This is a genomic window from Pontibacter diazotrophicus (assembly GCF_003367245.1).
Lineage (GTDB): Bacteria > Bacteroidota > Bacteroidia > Cytophagales > Hymenobacteraceae > Pontibacter > Pontibacter diazotrophicus.
In genome coordinates this window covers 14,303-33,174 of the sequence record NZ_QRGR01000035.1, presented here as the reverse complement: position 1 = coordinate 33,174, position 18,872 = coordinate 14,303, and the positions used below count along the sequence as shown (strand labels likewise).

Genomic DNA, 18,872 nt, shown 5'->3' with positions numbered 1-18,872 from the left:
TTAAAGACCTGCTTTCAATGATAATGTGAACTGACGCGGAACTGGCATAGCCACACCACCAGCACCAAAAAACTCCGGGTCCTGTCCGTTCAGCCTGTCATCCGCATAAATCAGCCACAGGTTGTTAGCCACCAAACTTAACGAGAGGCTACTAAAACCAATGGATTTTACCCGGCTAGCTGGCAGATTATAGCTAAGGGATACTTGCTTCATGCGCACAAAGTCGCCATCCACTACACGGGCAGTTGAGTAATTATAGTTGTTGTAAGGATAAGTGCCCCCTAATTCTGCTGCTTCCACACGATCCAGAATAGAAGGGATGTTTGTGGTGTTTTCATCTCCAGCCAAAACCCAACGATTCAGGAAGTCATAAGGCATGGCGTCCAGGTCGGTATAACTGTTTTTAAAAGCAGGGTTAAGCCTGATTTTATGGCCTCCGCTATACGTTACCAGTGCCGAAAGGGTAAAGTCTTTATACCGAAGCGAATTAAACCAGCCACCGTTCACAATTGGGTCCACAGGGCCTTCATACTTCAGGTATTGTGTCTCGTCGCTTTGCAGGTACACGTTCCCGATTCTCTCCCCGTTTTCATTCATAAAAAGAGGGGAGCCATTGTCCGGATCAAGTCCGTCGAAACGGATGGAGAACAGGCCACGGTAAGGATAGCCTTCTTTAGGACCACCCTCCGGCGTTACCAGCGACCAGATGTCCGGGTTGTTTTTCAGGTTGGTGATTTCGCCTTCGTTATAGCCGAAAGTGAACTGAGATTTCAGGTTCCAGTCCTGGCTTTCAACCACGCCACCACCCAGTGTTACTTCTACACCATGGGATCTCATATCAGCGTAGTTGGCAACTTTCAGTCCCTCACCACCTATACCAGATGTTCTGATCAGGCCTATCAGGTCAAATGCATTTCTGATATAGCCATCTACCGTTAACTGCAGCCGCTCATTGAACAAACCGGCATCCACACCCACGTTTGTTTCATACTGCTTTTCCCAGGTCAGCTCCGAGTTTTCCAGGTTTTGGATATAAATCATGGACTCTACTTCTGACAGGTAAGGCCTTCTGGTACTGCCGCTCTGCAACACCAGGCTGGAGTTTGTGGCATTGCCCATGCTTGCTGTGAGGCCGTAGGTGGCACGCAGCGTCAGCCTGTTTACCATATCCTGCTGCTGCATAAAAGGCTCGGTGTCTATATTCCATGAGCCGCTGACGTTCCAGGTGGGCAGCCAACGTGCCGTGCGGGACTCACCAAGCAGGTTAGAACCATCATAGCGCACGGTGCCGTTCAGGTTATACTTCCCGTTGTAGGAATAGGCAGCATTTGCCATATAAGCCAGAAAACGGTCGTAGCGCAGGCTCATGCCATAGTAGTTAAAGTTTCCTTCTACCCCTTGTTTGATGATATTGGGATCGATGTAAGGCACGCCGCCTTTGTTGTACTGGTAACCGTACCCGTTAAAGAATTTATTCTGGCGGTCAGCATACCGCAACTCCTGCGATGCAAACACGCGGAAGGTATGAATGTCAAACGTTTTATCCCAGTCCAGTGTATTGCGGAGGTAATAGCTGACCAGGTTATCATCATTTGTGTTATAGAAACCGCCATACGGTAACACCACCACTGGCTGTGCCTCCGGGTTGTCCGGGTCGCGGTACAGGAATCTGTTTCTTTCCTGAACCGTTGCATCGTCTGCGGCCCGATAGGCCATGGCCATGTTGGCGTCTTCCCGCACCCTGTGCTCCCGGTTGGTATTGGCATAGCGCAAGGCACCAGAGAAGTTATAGTTCAGGTTACTGAATATCTTATAATTGAGGTCTGCCTGCAGTTTCAGGTCCAGTACCGATATGTCCAGTGTGTTGTTCTCCAGCTCGTTCAGTATGTTAAAAGGAGCGAAGTTTCTCCTGAAATACTCCGGGTTCCCGTTTTCATCAAAGGCTGTCAGCGTGCGGCTGGTGTTAAGAGCATAGCTGAAGGGGTTAATGTCAAAGTCGCGGCTAAATTCGCCGCTTACCGGGTTACTGATCCGGCCAATTGTTCCGGGCGCCTGCTGATCCCGGATGGAGCCCTGTGTGATCAGGCCAAGCGATAACTTATCTGAGAAATTGAAATTTGCCCGCGCGTTACCTGTAAAGCGTTTCACTTCGTCGGCTACGGACCACCCTTCATCCTTCAGAAAGCTGGTAGAAAAATAGAGCTGTGTTTTTTCGGTACCGGAGGATATACTCACAGAATGCTCCTGCATGAAGGAGTTGTTGAACAGCACGTCAAACCAATCGGTATTGGCCCTGGCATAGCGCTCCAGGAATGCCGCTCTTGCTTCTGGTGTGTTTTGTAAGGCAAATGTACCGGATGCTGGGTCATAAGTATTAATCATGTCATACATCTTGGTATAGACACCCCCGTTCTGTCTCCTGGAGGCGTCGGAATGGTTGAGCCAGCCTTTGCGGTCCAGTTCTGCGTACACCGACATCTGGTCAGCGGAGTTCATGATGTCGAAGGAACGATAGGTTGGCTTCAGGTAGGTAGAGAAGTTTCCGGTATAGGATACCAGCGGCTTTCCCACACGTCCTTTTTTTGTCGTAATCACCACCACACCATTCATGGCACGTGCACCATACATGGCAGTGGCAGAGGCATCCTTCAGTATCTGAAAGCTCTCAATATCATCGGGGTTTAAGCCTGCAACTGAAGAACCAATGAGCGTGGCAGGGTCGCCGGTGGAAAGCTGCTCATTAGATACGTTTACCACGTCCTCCAGGATGATGCCATCTACGACCCATAAAGGTTTGTTGTCTCCGGTAATAGAGGTAGCGCCCCGTACTCTTATTTTAGGTGCGGCCCCAAAGGTGCCGGATACGTTCTGCACAGAAACTCCGGCCACACGTCCTTCCAGCATCCGGCTTACATCTGTAATACCTTCTCTTTTTGCGTCTTCGCCGGTTAATAGGGCAGCTGAACCAGTAAACATTTTGCGATCAATGGTCTGATAGCCTGTCACCACCACCTCTTTCAAGGTGTTATCACTTTCTTCCAGCGTTACATCGATGGCTGTTCTGCCGTCTATAGCTACAGCTTGTGTTGTATAGCCTACCATGGAAAACACCAGCACGGCATCTGGCTGTACCTGTATCTGGAAATTACCGTTCACATCGGTGGCTGTTCCATTGGTGGTACCCTGCTCCAGAACTGTTACACCCGGTAAAGTTACAGCAGCACCACTGCCTGGCTGTAATCTTACAGTGCCTGTTACAGTAACAAGGTTCTGAACAGCTTGGGGTGGTACAATGGCATTGGCTTGGGTAGGGTGAATCGATGCAGCGTGAAAGAGAGCCATCAGCAGCAACGACGGAATCCAGGCCTTTTTATTTTGTGAGTTATGATTCATGATGACGTAGCTATGCTCATTTTGTAATGAATAACATAGTGGAACCCTGGGTTTGCACTAAATCTCTGGTACTACTTAAATCTGTTGATTTATAAAATCAACCTTTAAATTCTGATACCAGCTTTAGGAGTGGCAGTAACAGCGATGTAATTCTGTACTGCTAGCCTGCCGCTGGTAATTTCTGGTACTGTAGCTTTGATAGGAATGAAAGAGCCGCCGAATATGGCAGCTCATTCACCTGTTTTATTTTACCTGAATTTTTCTTACAACGCTGTCATCAATGTTATAGTATTTAATAACTTCTTCATAGTTATTCAAATCTACTGTTGGATTAGCCTTTCTTCCATTCAAAAGATCTCCCGGAACAACCACTAGCCTGAATACCTGATCATCAGTTAAAGCTGGAAAATCAGCCAGGTTAGCCCCTGACTGTAGGAACAGAAACAGAAACAATCTGGAATAAGCATAATTATAGGTTGCCGTTCCTCCACCTTCAAGATTATAAGTCTGAGGTAGTGGGCTCCAGAATAGTAGGCTACTTTCTGGATCCTCGGGATCATCAATTGCTCCTGCCAGTGCATAAACCAGCACCACATCAGAATCTAATATTGTTAAATCAAAGTTCTCTGTTTCAGCGAAATTAATACCTGTAGAGTAGTTGCCGGCAGTGTCAGCCTCAAAGTCAACTGAAAAATCAAGTACCCTTGCTGCACCTGACTCACCAGGCTGCCCTTGTGGTCCGGCTGGTCCTGCTGGCCCCTGAGCTCCTGCAGCTCCTGCTGGTCCTGGAGGTCCTTCATCGCCTTCACAAGCTGTGTGGCCCAGTGCTATTGCAAGAACCATGAACAATTGTAAGATTTTTTTCATAATGTAAGATTTGTGGGTTAAAAATGTAAAAAGTGTTAGCTAAAAAGGAAGAATTGGTTAATATACGCATTATTTAAAAAAGGTATTAGATTCATACTAAAATTCTTGCCATAGCGCATGCTTTAGGACTTAAACAAGAGTGATGAAGTGCTCTATTAGGAATTGCCGGTAAGGCTGGCATGAATACGTTGTGCTGAAAGCGGCAAGTGTGGTAAACAAAGCCTCCGATTGTGACTGTAAGGTACTACTCTGGCTGTAACGAAGTGGTCATAGGCATATGCCGTAAAACCAGCGAAGGCTCCTTTACAGGAAGCCTTCGCTGGTTTTACGGCAGGTCTTTTCTCTTTTATGAGAAAAGAAAGTATTCAGAAAAATGTGAACTGGTTAAACCTGGTTTTTACCTTTTGTTATCTTGCCAACCGAAACTCATTACCTGACTGTATGTAGAAGAATTCATCTTCATCCAGTTTAGAGATCACAACGTTGTACTCATCATCTGTACCTTTATTGAGTACAATACCCCGCTCATTGTTTTCAAACTCCCAGACTCCATCCGCTATGGTATTATTTTCGTAACGCTCTGCATAAGTGCCATCTCTTTTAAAAACTGCAGTGTAATTGCTCAGGTCAAACTGATTGGATTCTTCAAACACGGTTGTCTGGTCTTCTCCATTTTGAAACACGGATCTGCCCGTCCATTCGCCTGCTGTTAATAGCGTTACATTAGGGGAAACATACGGAGAAACATCATCCTCTGTATCTTTATCGCAGCTAACTAAAGTTAACATGAAGAAGGAGGCAATTAATAAAGTGTAAAGTTTCAGGTTTCTCATTACAATAAGCAGTTTTGGAACTTATAAAAATAATTGTACAATAATTGGCAGTTGCTTTGTTTGAATCGCTTATAAGTATACCTATATTCTAATTCTTTAGCAAGCTGAAAGTATGATTTTTTTGAAACAGAGGTTGTTTTTTCCTCCGGCTCATCATCTTATTGATACATTATATTATTGTTCTGGCTTTGCTGGTTATTGTAACAAAAAAAGGCTTCTGTAGGAAGCCTTTTTTTGTTGTTACGGTCGTGTAAATCTTATTTCTATGGGTGGGCTTTGTGAGCCAAACCACTTGTTGCTCTCCAGGTGAAGTTCTGTAGGAGTTAACGCAATGATAGTTGCCCGTGATTCGTAGGTTTCTCCTCTGTCAAAAATGATTGCCTCCGGGTCTGTGCCTGCAAACTCCCAGGTGCCAAGTATGGTAGGAACAGGGTCGTATATCTGGCGGTATTCGCTGTTATCATCAAACCTGTACGAAAGTTCATTCACCTCAAAGTCAGCTGCACTGCTAAAGAATTGAGTGGAGTCTGCCCCGTTAAGATAAACCGAAGCTCCCTGCCATTCTCCTGCTGTGAGTAAAGCCTGTTGAGATGGCTCTGCGTCATCGTCATTGTCGCAGCTTGTAAAGGAAATCAGGCATAATGTGGCAACGAAAAAGTGTAATAGTCTGAGTTTGTTCATGAGTCAAGAATAAATAGTTTGGAACGGGGCGGTATAGTTAGGTACTTACCAAAAGCTAATTTAGTTGCTCCTTCTTTACCTGAATTTGTATCTGGAGCTCAGAAAAAAAGGAAAATACTGTTTTAAAGATTCGTGGATATATGGTATGCCCGCTCCTTAAACAAAAACAGCTCCCTCTGAGGGAGCTGTTTAATTAAGTGTTTGTAGCGTATCAGGGTATTATTTTACCAAACGGAGTTCAAATCTGTCAATATCGAACCCTTGATAATCTGATAAATCATACCCCATTTCTGAAACACTGATATCTAATGTGAATTGCGTTTCGGTTAATGCTACTATATCGAATGTAGCTTCATTCGTGTTGTTGCCTGTAAGAACAATATCATCCCCGGAGATAGTGATGCTCTGTTCATTGTTGGTAAACTCCCAGGAGCCGGTTTGTGTATCGCCATTTCTTGTTGCTGTGAAAGTTCCATCTCTTTCAAACTCAAATGTGGTGGTTGTGATGTCTAATTGATCGGCTAACTCCTCTTCCCCAAGTGGTCTGAGCAATGAGGTAACATTGGTGAAGGGGAGAAAAGAAGTGGGGCGAACATATATACCATCTCCCCTCCATACACCGTCAGTTAAAAACGCCGTTCTAGGTGAAACATTCTCGTCGTCATCCTTACAACCTGTAAGGGAGAAGGTGCAAAGGACTACTAAAAGTAGGGCAATCAGGTGTAACTTCTTCATAGTGAATTTTAAAATGATTCTATACGTAATATGCTGTTTAAAGGCTTTAAATGAATACTTAAATTTTGATGGTTTAATAGTTTTAAATCAGTCTTATCAGGGTTTCACAAACCGTAACTCCGTTTCAAATTCTGTTCCATCCGGGAACATATTGATGAGACTCAAATCAATGTTCAGCATCTGTGCCAGCAGGGTAAGCTGCCCCTTGGAGATACCTGTACTGAGGTTTAAGTTCTCACTCGTGAGCTTCCTGATGTCAAACTCTCCAAAACCTAAAAAATCAAAATAAATTTTGGTCTCTTCCTCATTAAAGCGCCAGTCTCCTTCAAATATCATCCCATCACTGCTTTTGGCAACATAGGTGTTGTCGCTGTTAAACGTTAATGTTATGGTCTGGATGTCCGGAATGCCGTTCGGGATCGCACCAGCTTCTGATACGCTTATTCCCATCATCAGCATCTCGTCTCCTTGCCATTCGTGTGCAACCAGAAGTTGTTTATTAGAGGGCGCTACAAATTCTTTGTCCTCTTTGCAGGCAGTTAAAAAAGGTAGGGCGAGTGCGATTAGACATAGCAATTGAAGGTGCTTGCGTATCATTGTTTCCTGGTTTATGGTAATGTTTCGATTGAATATTGAGGAAACGGTATTTTTAAAGAAAAAGATGCTTCATTCGCACATTATCATAAAATTTACTTAAAGCATGTTTAAAATTCATCCTTTGCGCTGCAAACTGTCCATAAAGGAACCTGACTTCACAGTTTTCTCGCTCCATAGCGCTGCTATGAAGCTCCAAAACCGTTTCGCCAGAACCCTTCATGGACAATTTTCGCATCCAAAAACGAAATTTAAACATGCTCTTAAGCTATAGGATATTCACCTCCGGATGCAGCCGAATTCCGAACTTCTTATCCACGGAAGCAATAATGTTATAGGCCAGCTGCCGCACGTGCTCGCCTTTGGCACCGCCATAGTTTACCAGCACCAGTGCCTGGTTTTTATGCACGCCATAATTGCCCAGAACTTTCCCTTTCCAGCCGCACTGCTCTATCAGCCAGCCAGCCGGCACCTTTACGGTGGTGTCAGAAACAGGGTAGGAGGGGATAGCAGCATACTGCTGTTTTAGCTGCTCATATTGCTCCAGTGGAATCTCGGGGTTTTTAAAGAAGCTGCCGGCATTGCCGATCTGCTTTGGGTCCGGGAGCTTGCTCTGGCGGATGTGGCAAACGGCTGCACTTATGTCCTGTATATTTGGCTGTTGCACCTGCATCTCCTCCAGTGTGGTTGTAATAGCACCATAGGAGGTGTTAAGGGTATGTTTCTTGTACAGCCTGAAGGTAACGGAGGTCACTATATACTGCCCCTTCATCTCGTTTTTAAAGATACTCTCGCGGTAACCGAATTTGCAGGAGGCATTATCGAAGGTGCGAATTTCTCCAGTTTCCAGATGCACGGCTTCCAGTTCATGAAAAATGTCCTTCAACTCTACGCCGTAGGCTCCGATGTTTTGCAGCGGGGCAGCTCCCACCGTGCCTGGTATAAGCGACAGGTTCTCCGCGCCTCCGTAGTTCTGCTGCAGGGCGTACAGCACAAAGTCGTGCCATACTTCACCGCCTCCTGCTTTAACTAATACATGCGCCTCATCTTCATGTACTACCTGTATGCCTTTGATGCCGTTCTGCAGCACCAAGCCGTCAAAGTCTTTGGTAAAAAGCAGGTTGCTGCCGCCTCCCAATATCAGCTTTTCCTCCTGTCGTAGCTCCGGCATCTGTAAGAGCGTTTGCAGCTCCTGCACGCTTTCGAAACGGGCAAAAAGTTTAGCTTTGGCTTCGATACCAAAGGTATTATAAGGTTTAAGCGGAAAATCAGACTGCAGTTTCATAAGGGTAAGTTTTTACAAAGGTAGCTTTGTGCAGGAAGAGATAAAAGGATGCCACGCAATAAGAGATATCAGACAAAGGTTTGAAAATGGATTTACTCCTGTTGAGCCCAGATTTAGCTGCATAGCGGTTTTGCCCTCAGCTGATGTGCCACGCTCAATTATGTATACTTATCTGATAAATATATAACAATTGGACTCGTTAAAAAACAAAACCCGCTCCGGAATACCGGAGCGGGTTTTAAGTATGGGCTGTGAAAGTGGTTATTTTTCCAGCACTATTTTCTGCGTCAGCACTTTAGAGCCTGTCATCAGCCTGATGATGTAAACTCCGCGGGTTAAGCCTTCTGCTGTCAGCTCAAAGCTGCGCGTTGCATTTGCCTCTGCCGTTCCCTGGTATAGCCGGCGTACCAGCCTGCCCTGGATATCGTAGAGGTCCAGCGAAACTTCCTCTGAGGCGGTCAGCGTGAACTGTACCGTCGCGTCTGTGGTGAAGGGGTTCGGGTAAGCCTTCAGTTGCGCTTCGTTCAGCTGCGGCTCTTCCTCTTGCAGGTTAGAGGCGCTTACCAGGCCGGAGCCTGTAGAGGTAGCCAGGTAAGGCGAGAGTCTGCTTCCTGCTACTGGAGCTTCTGTTTTGCCGTCAGGCATCTTCCAGGCCACGGCCAGGTTTCCGCTTCCCCATCCTTGCTTGTGCAGGGCCTCGATGTAGTACTTCTTGCCTGCCTCCAGGCGTACGGCCGCAGACTTCTGCGAGGCGTACTTGTTCCACTCCCGCGAGTAGGTCCAGCCGGTCACGGAGGCAATCTTCTTCCTGTTGGCCGGGCTCTCGTCGGTGCTCAGCCAGAGCTCTGCGTTGTCGTCACCTGCGATGAAGAAGGTGTAGTCGCCGGTCTGTGGCGGGCAGATGTAGCCGCTCACGCGGGCGCCGTAGCTGCTGCCCAGGTTGGTGGGCGCCTCGAACAGGCTCAGCTGGCTGGTGCTGCTCGGCTTGGTGCTCAAAGGGATGTCAGAGACGCTGCTGCCTGATACGTTGCCCCAGTGCTCGCGCAGGATGCTGCCAGTGGCGGAGCAGGAGGTCGGCTCAGTTGGAGTCGGTTCAGATGGCGCAGGCGCTTGATCCGTGCTTCCTGCGTAAGGCGAGAGTCTGCTTCCGGCTACCGGGGCTTCTGTTTTGCCGTCAGGCATCTTCCAGGCCACGGCCAGGTTTCCGCTTCCCCATCCTTGCTTGTGCAGGGCCTCGATGTAGTACTTCTTGCCTGCCTCCAGGCGTACGGCCGCAGACTTCTGCGAGGCGTACTTGTTCCACTCCCGCGAGTAGGTCCAGCCGGTCACGGAGGCAATCTTCTTCCTGTTGGCCGGGCTCTCGTCGGTGCTCAGCCAGAGCTCTGCGTTGTCGTCGCCTGCGATGAAGAAGGTGTAGTCGCCGGTCTGCGGCGGGCAGATATAGCCGCTCACGCGGGCGCCGTAGCTGCTGCCCAGGTTGGTGGGCGCCTCGAACAGGCTCAGTTGGCTGGTGCTGCTCGGCTTGGTGCTCAACGGAATGTCAGAGACGCTGCTGCCTGATACGTTGCCCCAGTGCTCGCGCAGGATGCTGCCAGTGGCGGAGCAGGAAGTCGGCTCAGTTGGAGTCGGTTCAGACGGTGCAGCGCTTACACTGATGCTCTGCCGTACAGGAGTCGCAGCATTGTAGGTAGTGTTGCCGCTCTGTGTTGCTTCTACCACTACTGTTCCTGAACCAGTCAGGGTAATGGTGCTGCCTGTGATCTTAGCCGGCCCAGATACAATGCTGAAAGCCACTGGTAAACCAGAAGATGCCGTGGCACTGACAGTGAAGTCAGGGTCGCCATAAGTTTTAGCCGGGATAGACGGGAAAGTGATAGTTTGAGACTCTTTTGAAACTGTTGTCGTGGAGCCAACCTTGAAGAATGCAGGTGAACCGGTAAGAGTTATACCCTGGGCAGATTGCTTTGTAGAGCTGTTAGTGGCAGAGTAATTCCATTCGAAGCGCTCCACGCTGGAAATGTTGAGCCCTGATGGGAAAGAGTAAGTAGCGCTGGCTGTTTCCTTGGTATCTTCTAAAGCTTTAGCCCAAAGCACATATACATAGTTCGTTCCATTACGGAATGCGGCACCTTCTGCCTGGCTTGGTAAGCTAAGCGCTGCTGTGCGGGACGCATCATATGTGTAGCCATTCAAAAGATTGGTAGTGGTTTTAAGGGCTTTGCCCTGATCTGTTAGCTTCTCGCTTCCCGGCGCGTCTCTTTTTAGGTTTTCATAGAAGCCCATGTTGTCGTATCTCTGGGAAGTAAGTATGGTTGACCCTGGAGGCGGGCAATTAATTCCTTCACCTATAGTGAAGAACTGAAGTTGCCTGATATCATTTTTCTGAGACAGCACCACTGCCTTCACAGCAAAGTTCCGCTGCATTTCATCTGAGCTGATGTGATCGTCGGAGGTGCGACGGGTAACACCTGACTCCGTTACAATGAAGTGCTTTTTAGGGTAAGAAGAACCATTGTATCCATACTTATTTAAAGTGGATTCCATCGCCTTCTTATGAGTAATAATTGAAGTAGCGGCATGGTCAGAGGTGCGGGTGTATTTCATTACGCCATCCCAGTACTTCAGCACGTGCTGCGGATAGAAGTGATAGCTTACAACGTCAAAATAAGCACCACCTTTGTTTGGATATTGTGAAGTAACACTGCCGCCGCTAGGGTTGTCTGAGTAACGGAGTAAGGCATCCAGGTACTCAGGGTGGCCAATTCCTCCTGTTGTCACATAATCATCGGGGCTGTACTTTTTAACTACTTCCCACGTAATGCGCAGCATACGGATGTAGTTATAAATGGGAGCGCGCGTGTTCATGGACTCCGAAGGATAAGGAGCACGGTTCAACCACTCAGAAGGCTTTCCGTTACCAAGATCCGGTTCATTCAACACTTCCCAGAAACGGATATAGTCCCCGTAGGTCTGGATGAGTTTGTAAACGTAGATGGCATAGTAGTTATTCGGATTAACTGTGCCATCTCCATTCCAGATAGGCTCATACATGTTGGCGAACAGTTTCGAAGACTCACTTCCGGTATAAACTGTCTTGTCGCGGTGTGCATCTGACGGTCCCTCAATAAAGCAGGTGATTTCTGACATACCCGCGGTACCCACATATCCTTTAAAGGCATCAAGGCGAACACCATAGCCCCATTTCTCGACAAAGTGCTCTGGTAAAGTCGGCCTTACAGAGTTGCCGCCCGCCTTTTGTAAAGCGCTTACCAGTTTTTCATCGGTCCATCCGTTGCCATAAACGCCCAGGTTACTACCTATTTTAAAACTGCCTGAGTAGGGCTTTACATACTCATTGGCAGTTTTAACAGGTATGGTCTGAGAATAGGACTGAAAGACATAAAAATAACTTATCAGTAGGGTGATAAGTGCGTGTTTTGTAAAAAGTTTCATGTGTTTTAGGGCTAATAAGGTTAATTGAACAATAATAAGTTTGTAAATAGAAGGGTGGCGTCGGTTTGCTTTGGTGGAAATTGGATTGTGAACGGTGTTTCCAAAGCAAATGGGAAGTTGTAGAACAAATTAAATAGGTGTTACAACAGAAAATTTATAATTAGTTATGGCATATATTTATTAGTTATGATATTTCGTTCTCTTAGATTATGTATGTTTTGTTGAATGTGTGTCATAGAGAAAATGCTTTTAATAATGCAATGATGTTTGATTTGCTAACTAGCTTAACTTGTACTATTGTTATTAATTAAGCTTCTGATGCTTAATATTATTAAACAAAACACATATCAAAAAATATCTTCAAAACTATTTTTTAAAAAACTGTGCAAAAAATGGTAAAGTGCACAAAGTCCTTTATATTAAAATAAAAATATTTATCTTGATTGCGTAGCTTCTGTTAATTAGCATGTGTGGTTAAGGTGTATGTGTTTATTCATATCGCTTATTTGGTTTCCAAATGATAAGGTAAAAATTCTTTCATGTAAATTGAAAAGTCGGAGAATATTGATTTTTATTATACAAAATAAAGAAGTTGCAATGTAAAAACCCGTACTTTGGGGCTCCTGATCATTCGTAAGGGTAATGATTTGAAAATAGGAGCATTTTGAAAGCTTTTCTGCTAGAGAAGAAAATGGAAAAGCTATAGATAAGGGTAACACTTCTGCAGACGGAGCGTAAAAGTTTTCATGCCGCTCAAGCAATGGCTCTATTTGGTATATCAAGCTGTAGAAATCCATCATACAGCGTTTCGTGTTAAGGCAATTGCCGGTGCTGTTACTAAAAGGATTTTTAAACCCCGTGTTTTATACATCTTTAGAAAATTCTTACAATACCTAAGTTCTGGCAGCTAATAGGAATAACTATGCCATTTAAGGCAACCTTTTGTAAGTTGCTATATATCAATGATATATTTGTTCAAAGCTTTAAGCGGTATTAAGTCAGGAAGCAGTAGGCTGGGGAGAAATTCCTCATATTGTAGAACTGCACCCCATTTTGCCTTGAGAAGCAGGCGTAGCGGGAGGCAGAGATTGCTCCTCTTACTTTTAATGAAGTTCCGGGAATCTAAGGTGGTGAGATGTGGAGGAATAGTATGGGCTAAACAGCTAAAAAAGCCTAAGTTTTTGTACCAGGCGCCTTGATATTAGCTTTACCTGCAAACCGCTAAACCTGCTTTTGGGCTTACGTGTAAGGCTGCCGTAGCATGTGGAGGATAGGAAGTTAATGACTTGATTGAGTGCTTTCTTTATGCCTCTTCTCCAGGTCTGAAGCCCAGGCGCCTGGAGCGCTTCTCCCAATTGCTGCGTGCCCACTTTTGCAAGTCAGCTATCTGGTCCATTTCATCAATAATTTCCATGCCAAGCAAGGTTTCGATGATGTCTTCTATGCTTATCAGCCCTGCTGTGCCCCCGTACTCGTCTACCACCAGGGCCACCTGGTCCTGGTGCTCCATCAAGCGGTTAAAGAGAGTAGGAATGGGCATGTGCTCCGGTACTACCTGAATCTTTCTGGCGATGGACTTCAGTGGTTTGTCTCCTTCATTCTGGATGAGTTTATACATCACCTCATCTTTTAACACATAGCCGCTAACATCATCCAGGCTCTCTCTATATATAGGAATGCGGGAGAAGCGCAGGTCCGGGAAACTTCTGAAAAACTCAATGATGGACATGTCTTCCCGGGCACTCACCACAACGGTGCGGGGAGTCATAACATGGCGCACCATAATTTTGTTGAATCGCAGGATATTCCGGATGATCTGTGATTCACCCTTCTTGAATATTCCTTCCTTTATGCCTATTTCCGCCATGGCCGTAAAATCAGCCCGGCTTAGCACACTCCGGTTTTTTTCGTTTTTGAGCCGCTTTGTTATAAACTGAGACAGGATTATGATAGGGTAGAGTGGTGAATAGATCATGACCTTCAGCGTGCGGACAGTGAAGGGGGCCAGCTGCCTCCAGTGGTTGGCACCAATGGTTTTAGGTATGATTTCGGAAAAGATGAGAATGATGATGGTCAGGACGGCAGAGGTGACAGAGAGGTAGGCATCTCCCCACAATACTTGTGCCTGCGCACCTACACCGGCTGCGCCAATGGTGTGGGCGAAGGTGTTAAGCGTTAAGATGGCGGCCAGCGGCCTGTCTACATTGTCCTTAAACTTCTCCAGGTCTTTACCTAATGCAGGGTCTTCCTGGGAAGCTATACTGATGTAAGAAGGGGTGATACTTAGCAGAACGGCTTCGAGAACGGAGCATAAAAATGAAAATAACAGCGCAATAAATAAGTATAGTAAAAGTAAACCCATTGGTTTGACTACGTGGTATAGTATAAAGCAGATAGCGACAATTAAAACAGAGGCAGCCGCCCTGGCGGCTACATGATTTAATGCACTATGCGGAGGACCGGTTCAGGCAACGGTTGGTGGGTTTCCGGGTCTATAGTAAAATAACCCACCATGCTTGGTCCATACCCCAGGTTCAGCTCAAACAACCTGTTTGTTTCGGGCAGCATATTTATTACTTCCTGCCGCAGTGCTTTATAGTACTCCACCAACTCTGCAAGCCGCTTCTCCTTGTCGTTCAATTTCCTGCTGAGGTTTCCGGCTGAAGCACTCTGCTCCGCATCCTGGCTGTCAGGAGAAAAATCCGGCCTGATGCTTTGCAGTGATAGCAGTTCAACCTCTAGCAAGCGAATGTTATGCTCCACGTCAAGGTAGGTTTTTGTCTTCTCCTCCAGTGGCACCAGCGACTCATCAAGGTACTCTACAAGGTTTTCCATTTTGATCTATTTTGTATAAAGGTGATAAGTGGTGTCGTAGCCGGTACCCGAAACACTTCGAATACCGGTTATACATCTTAAAAACGTAGCTATATGCTGCTAGGTTTGCCGGAAAAGCTCAAAAGAGGGTGAAGATGCTGGCTGTCAGTTACAGCCATTTAAAAAGTCTGCGGAGCAGGGGCAAGCGGTTCTGGTAAGGCGGGTAGCGCAGGGGCAGGTCGAGCCAGGTGCCGCGGTGCAGCACGCTTTTCTGGTGGGAGAAAACATTAAAACTGCTCTTGCCGTGGTAGCTTCCTACGCCGCTTCCACCAACGCCACCAAAGGGCAGGTTGGGGTTCACAAGATGCGAAACAGTATCGTTGATGCACCCGCCCCCGAACTGCGTACAACGCAGCACCGTCTGCTGTTTTTTTCTGCTGGATGAGAAGAAGTACAGCGCCAGCGGGTTTTCGCCCCTGTTCACAAGCTCTATGGCTTCTGCCAGATTACTGTAGGACAGCACAGGCAGGATTGGACCGAAAATTTCCTCCTGCATCACCGGGTGCTCCCAGTCAACCTGGTCCAGCAGGGTAGGGGCTATGTACCGTTGCTTCGCATCTGTTTGGCCACCTGTACGGATGGTGCCCTGCCGCAGAAGGCCACTCAGCCTTTCGTAGTGACTGTCGTTGATAATGCGGGCAAAATCGGGGCTTTTATCCGGGTCATCGCCGTAGAAATCTGTGATGCATTGCGTGATAAGTTGTACCAGTTCCTCTTTTACCTGTTCATGCACCAGCAAATAGTCCGGCGCTACGCAGGTTTGCCCCGCATTCAGGAACTTTCCCCAGGTAATGCGGCGCGCTGCCAGCTCCAGGTCGGCATCCTCGGCTACAATGGCAGGGCTCTTTCCGCCCAGCTCCAGCGTAACCGGTGTCAGATGTTCTGCAGCGGATTTCATGATGATTTGCCCAACCCGGGTGCTGCCGGTAAAAAAGATGTGGTCGAAGCGCTGTGCCAACAGGTGTTGTGTCGTTTCTACGCCCCCCTCTACGGCGGCAACATATTCCTCGTCAAAGGTTTCCCGTATCATTTTCGCAATAACGGCGGAGGTGTTGGCTGCTATTTCCGAGGGTTTGAGTATGATGCAGTTGCCAGCGGCCATGGCTCCGAGGAGCGGCGTAATCAGGAGATTAATAGGGTAGTTCCAGGGACCGATGATGAGGTTAATCCCATATGGTGAGGAGTAAACGTAGCTGCGGGAGGGGAAATTCAGAAGCGCCTCCTTCACCGGCTTAGGCTTTACCCAATTTTCGATGTTTTTCAGGGTGAGTTTCAGCTCTAATTCCACAAAGCCAATTTCTGAGATAAAAGATTCAAACTCAGGTTTGCGGAAGTCGGCATACATGGCGTCTATCAGCTCCTGCTCATGTTTTCTGATGGCTTGCTGCAATTGCAGGAGCTGCTCTTTCCGGAAATCCAGCTCCTTTGTCTTCCCGGTAGCAAAAAAGGTGCGTTGCTTCTGTACCAGTTGCTGTATGCGCAGCAGGTCGTTTCCGGAGGGGGGGACTGTAGTGGGAGCAGTATGTCTGACTGGCATAACTTTAAACCTTTAAGGATGAATTATGGCGTGGGACTGTCTTGTTAGCCGGGTGCCCAACAAAACCTTCCATTGTTGAATAGGCCTTAAAACCTCTTCCCACAAATAGGTCGAAGAGGCGGGTGGGCAGCAGGCCACGCAGCAGCGGTATCAAATGCACGATGAACGGCTTGCGCAGCAAAATTTTATTTTTCTCCACAGCCTTCAGTATGGCGTCAGCCACTTCTTCGGGTTGTAGTACAGGTGTGAGCAGCGGGGCTTTTGCACCGGCAAACATCCCCGTGTCTATATAGCTTGGTGTTACAGTGGTGACGTGTAGGTCCAGTTTCAAGGCCTCCAGTTCCAGGCGGAAACTTTCTGACCAGCCCAGAACAGCCCACTTGCTGGCGGCATATACACTCATGCGTGGGTTAGGAATAAGGCTCGCTGCCGAAGCAATATTTACCACATGTCCGGATCCTCTTTCAATAATGGCCGGCAAAAAGGCGCGTGTTACTGCCATCACACCCAATACATTAATGTTTAGGGTGTTCGCAATATCAGCATAACTGTGCGCGGCAAAAACTTTACCTACTACTATCCCCGCGTTGTTAATAAGTATATCAGGTGGCCCTGTTTCCTGCAGTACCCGTTTTGCAGCCGCCTCAACAGCGGCAGTGTTGGCTACATCTACCTCGTAAGGCAAAACAGGATATCCCATGGCTTGCAACTCAGCTGTAACCTCTAGCAGGTTTTGCCGGTTAATGTCCCAGATGATAAGTTGCTTAGCGCCCCTTTGCAAACTCAATAGGCCCATGAGTCTGCCAATGCCGGAGGCGCCGCCCGTAATGAGTATGGTACTGTTTCGTAGCTGAGTCATGGGAGACTATATTTGAATGCAACACGGGAATCAACAGATTAAAGTAAGTAAATTATATGGTTTTCAGAAAGTTTGGGCATGTATATTTTACAGGGAATGCTCCCTTGAATTTGTATCTTTGGGAAAGGCCACAAAATGGTTTTGAAGACGTAAATCAACACGATGAAAATAATTGAGTGCCCCCGCGATGCCATGCAAGGCATGAAGGCTTTTGTACCGACAGAACAGAAAATAGCCTACATCAACCAGCTTCTGAAAGTCGGTTTCGACACCATTGATTTCGGTAGTTTTGTGTCTCCTAAAGCCATTCCGCAGATGAGTGACACGGCCGAAGTGCTGGCGAACCTTGAACTGGAGGAGACTACTTCTAAACTGTTAGCAATCATTGCCAACGTACGAGGGGCCGAGGAGGCTGCCCAGCACCAGCAGATAGCATATCTCGGCTTTCCGCTGTCAGTGTCGGAGACGTTTCAGCAGCGCAACACTAACAAAAGTATTGCAGAGGCTATGCAGCAGCTGGTACAGATCCAGGATATCTGCCACAAACACGGCAAAACTTTGGTTACATATATCTCCATGGGTTTCGGTAATCCCTACAACGACCCCTGGGATGCGGAGACGGTGATTCGGTTTGTGGAGGACTTGCAACAGCTCCAGGTAAAAATTATCTCTTTGTCTGATACCATCGGAGTGTCTGACCCGGCCAGTATCACATACCTGTTTCAGCATCTTATTCCCGCCTTTCAGGATATAGAATTCGGGGCACACCTGCATACAAACCCCAACACCTGGCAGGAGAAAGTGGAGGCGGCATACACAGCTGGATGCCGTCGCTTTGATGGCGCTTTGCGCGGCTATGGCGGCTGCCCTATGGCAAAAGACGAATTGGTGGGAAACATGCCTACTGAGAATTTAATCGCTTACTTCGAAAATATTGGTTTAAATTTGAACCTGAACAAAGCAGCGTTTGCATCCGCAATGGCGCAGTCTGGCGCTGTGTTTTCTTAACTATGGCAAGAAGAATAATAATAGATATATTTATCCCCTGTTTCGTAGACCAGCTTTTTCCGGAGACGGGTATGAACATGGTGAAAGTGCTGGAGAAGGTTGGCTGTGAAGTCAATTATAACCAAAATCAAACCTGTTGCGGGCAACCCGCCTTCAATGCCGGTTTCTTTGACGAAGCCCGGGAGGTAGCCAACAAGTTTCTGGATGATTTTTCGAGCGAGACATCCCATTATATTGTAGCGCCATCGGCATCCTGCGTGGGCATGGTGCGCAATGCTTACCAGGATATTTTCGTGAAGTCGTCGAAACTGGTGAAGTACCGTGCCATGCAGAAGAAGGTGTATGAACTGACGGAATTTCTGACTGATGTGCTGGGTGTGACTGGTATTCCGGGAGCTGCTTTACAAGGCAGATTCACCTACCACGACTCCTGCAGTGCCTTGCGCGAATGCGGCATCAAGGAAGGCCCTCGCGCCCTGCTCAGTAAAGTGCAGGGGCTGGAGCTCGTTGAGATGGAGGACAATGAAACCTGCTGTGGCTTTGGAGGTACCTTCGCCGTAAAGTTCGAGGCAATTTCCACGGCCATGGCCGAGCAGAAAGTAGAGAATGCCATCGCCACCGGTGCTGATTATATTGTGTCTACCGACAGCAGCTGCCTGATGCATTTAGAGGCTTATATCCAGCGGCAGAACAAGCCTATTAAAACCATGCACATTGCCGATGTGCTGGCGAGTGGGTGGTAACTATAAGCGC

The 18,872-nt window shown here is 47.3% G+C and carries 14 protein-coding genes; 2 read left to right on the top strand and 12 right to left on the bottom strand.

Translation table 11 applies throughout. The features are described from left to right. The 12 genes from DXT99_RS22935 to DXT99_RS22870 all read right to left on the bottom strand — a co-directional run bounded on the left by DXT99_RS22935 (position 1) and on the right by DXT99_RS22870 (position 17,111). On the bottom strand, positions 1–3,393 hold the full coding sequence (locus DXT99_RS22935) for a SusC/RagA family TonB-linked outer membrane protein (protein WP_115567934.1): 3,393 nt from the start codon (positions 3,391–3,393) through the stop codon (positions 1–3). Positions 3,394–3,636: 243 nt separating this feature from the next. Further along, complete coding sequence (locus DXT99_RS22930) at positions 3,637–4,260, bottom strand: hypothetical protein (RefSeq protein WP_147294286.1); 624 nt, start codon at positions 4,258–4,260, stop codon at positions 3,637–3,639. 407 nt (positions 4,261–4,667) lie between these two features. Next, entirely contained in the window at positions 4,668–5,093 is a 426-nt protein-coding gene (locus DXT99_RS22925; protein WP_115567932.1) for a hypothetical protein, read from the bottom strand. Between the two features lie 240 nt (positions 5,094–5,333). After that, complete coding sequence (locus tag DXT99_RS22920) at positions 5,334–5,774, bottom strand: hypothetical protein (RefSeq protein ID WP_115567931.1); 441 nt, start codon at positions 5,772–5,774, stop codon at positions 5,334–5,336. Between the two features lie 219 nt (positions 5,775–5,993). Further along, positions 5,994–6,509: a hypothetical protein gene (locus DXT99_RS22915; RefSeq protein ID WP_115567930.1), complete on the bottom strand. Its 516-nt coding sequence runs from the start codon at positions 6,507–6,509 to the stop codon at positions 5,994–5,996. A 96-nt stretch (positions 6,510–6,605) separates the two neighbouring features. Further along, on the bottom strand, positions 6,606–7,106 hold the full coding sequence (locus DXT99_RS22910) for a hypothetical protein (protein WP_147294285.1): 501 nt from the start codon (positions 7,104–7,106) through the stop codon (positions 6,606–6,608). 265 nt (positions 7,107–7,371) lie between these two features. Then, positions 7,372–8,388 (bottom strand): UDP-N-acetylmuramate dehydrogenase, encoded by a 1,017-nt coding sequence (gene murB, locus DXT99_RS22900; protein WP_115567927.1) that lies wholly within the window; start codon positions 8,386–8,388, stop codon positions 7,372–7,374. 261 nt (positions 8,389–8,649) lie between these two features. Then, positions 8,650–11,841 (bottom strand): PA14 domain-containing protein, encoded by a 3,192-nt coding sequence (locus tag DXT99_RS22895; protein ID WP_115567926.1) that lies wholly within the window; start codon positions 11,839–11,841, stop codon positions 8,650–8,652. Between the two features lie 1,303 nt (positions 11,842–13,144). After that, entirely contained in the window at positions 13,145–14,203 is a 1,059-nt protein-coding gene (locus tag DXT99_RS22885) for a CNNM domain-containing protein (RefSeq protein ID WP_115567924.1), read from the bottom strand. Between the two features lie 77 nt (positions 14,204–14,280). Next, complete coding sequence (locus DXT99_RS22880; RefSeq protein ID WP_115567923.1) at positions 14,281–14,676, bottom strand: hypothetical protein; 396 nt, start codon at positions 14,674–14,676, stop codon at positions 14,281–14,283. A 148-nt stretch (positions 14,677–14,824) separates the two neighbouring features. Next, entirely contained in the window at positions 14,825–16,252 is a 1,428-nt protein-coding gene (locus DXT99_RS22875) for an aldehyde dehydrogenase (protein ID WP_220273434.1), read from the bottom strand. A gap of 4 nt (positions 16,253–16,256) precedes the next feature. After that, entirely contained in the window at positions 16,257–17,111 is an 855-nt protein-coding gene (locus DXT99_RS22870) for an SDR family oxidoreductase (protein ID WP_115567922.1), read from the bottom strand. 162 nt (positions 17,112–17,273) lie between these two features. Between DXT99_RS22870 and DXT99_RS22865 the strand changes: the two genes are divergently transcribed. Further along, entirely contained in the window at positions 17,274–18,119 is an 846-nt protein-coding gene (locus DXT99_RS22865) for a hydroxymethylglutaryl-CoA lyase (protein WP_115567921.1), read from the top strand. Between the two features lie 2 nt (positions 18,120–18,121). Beyond that, positions 18,122–18,862, top strand: a complete 741-nt coding sequence (locus DXT99_RS22860; RefSeq protein ID WP_181885228.1) for a (Fe-S)-binding protein — start codon at positions 18,122–18,124, stop codon at positions 18,860–18,862. The last annotated feature ends 10 nt before the right edge of the window (positions 18,863–18,872 follow it).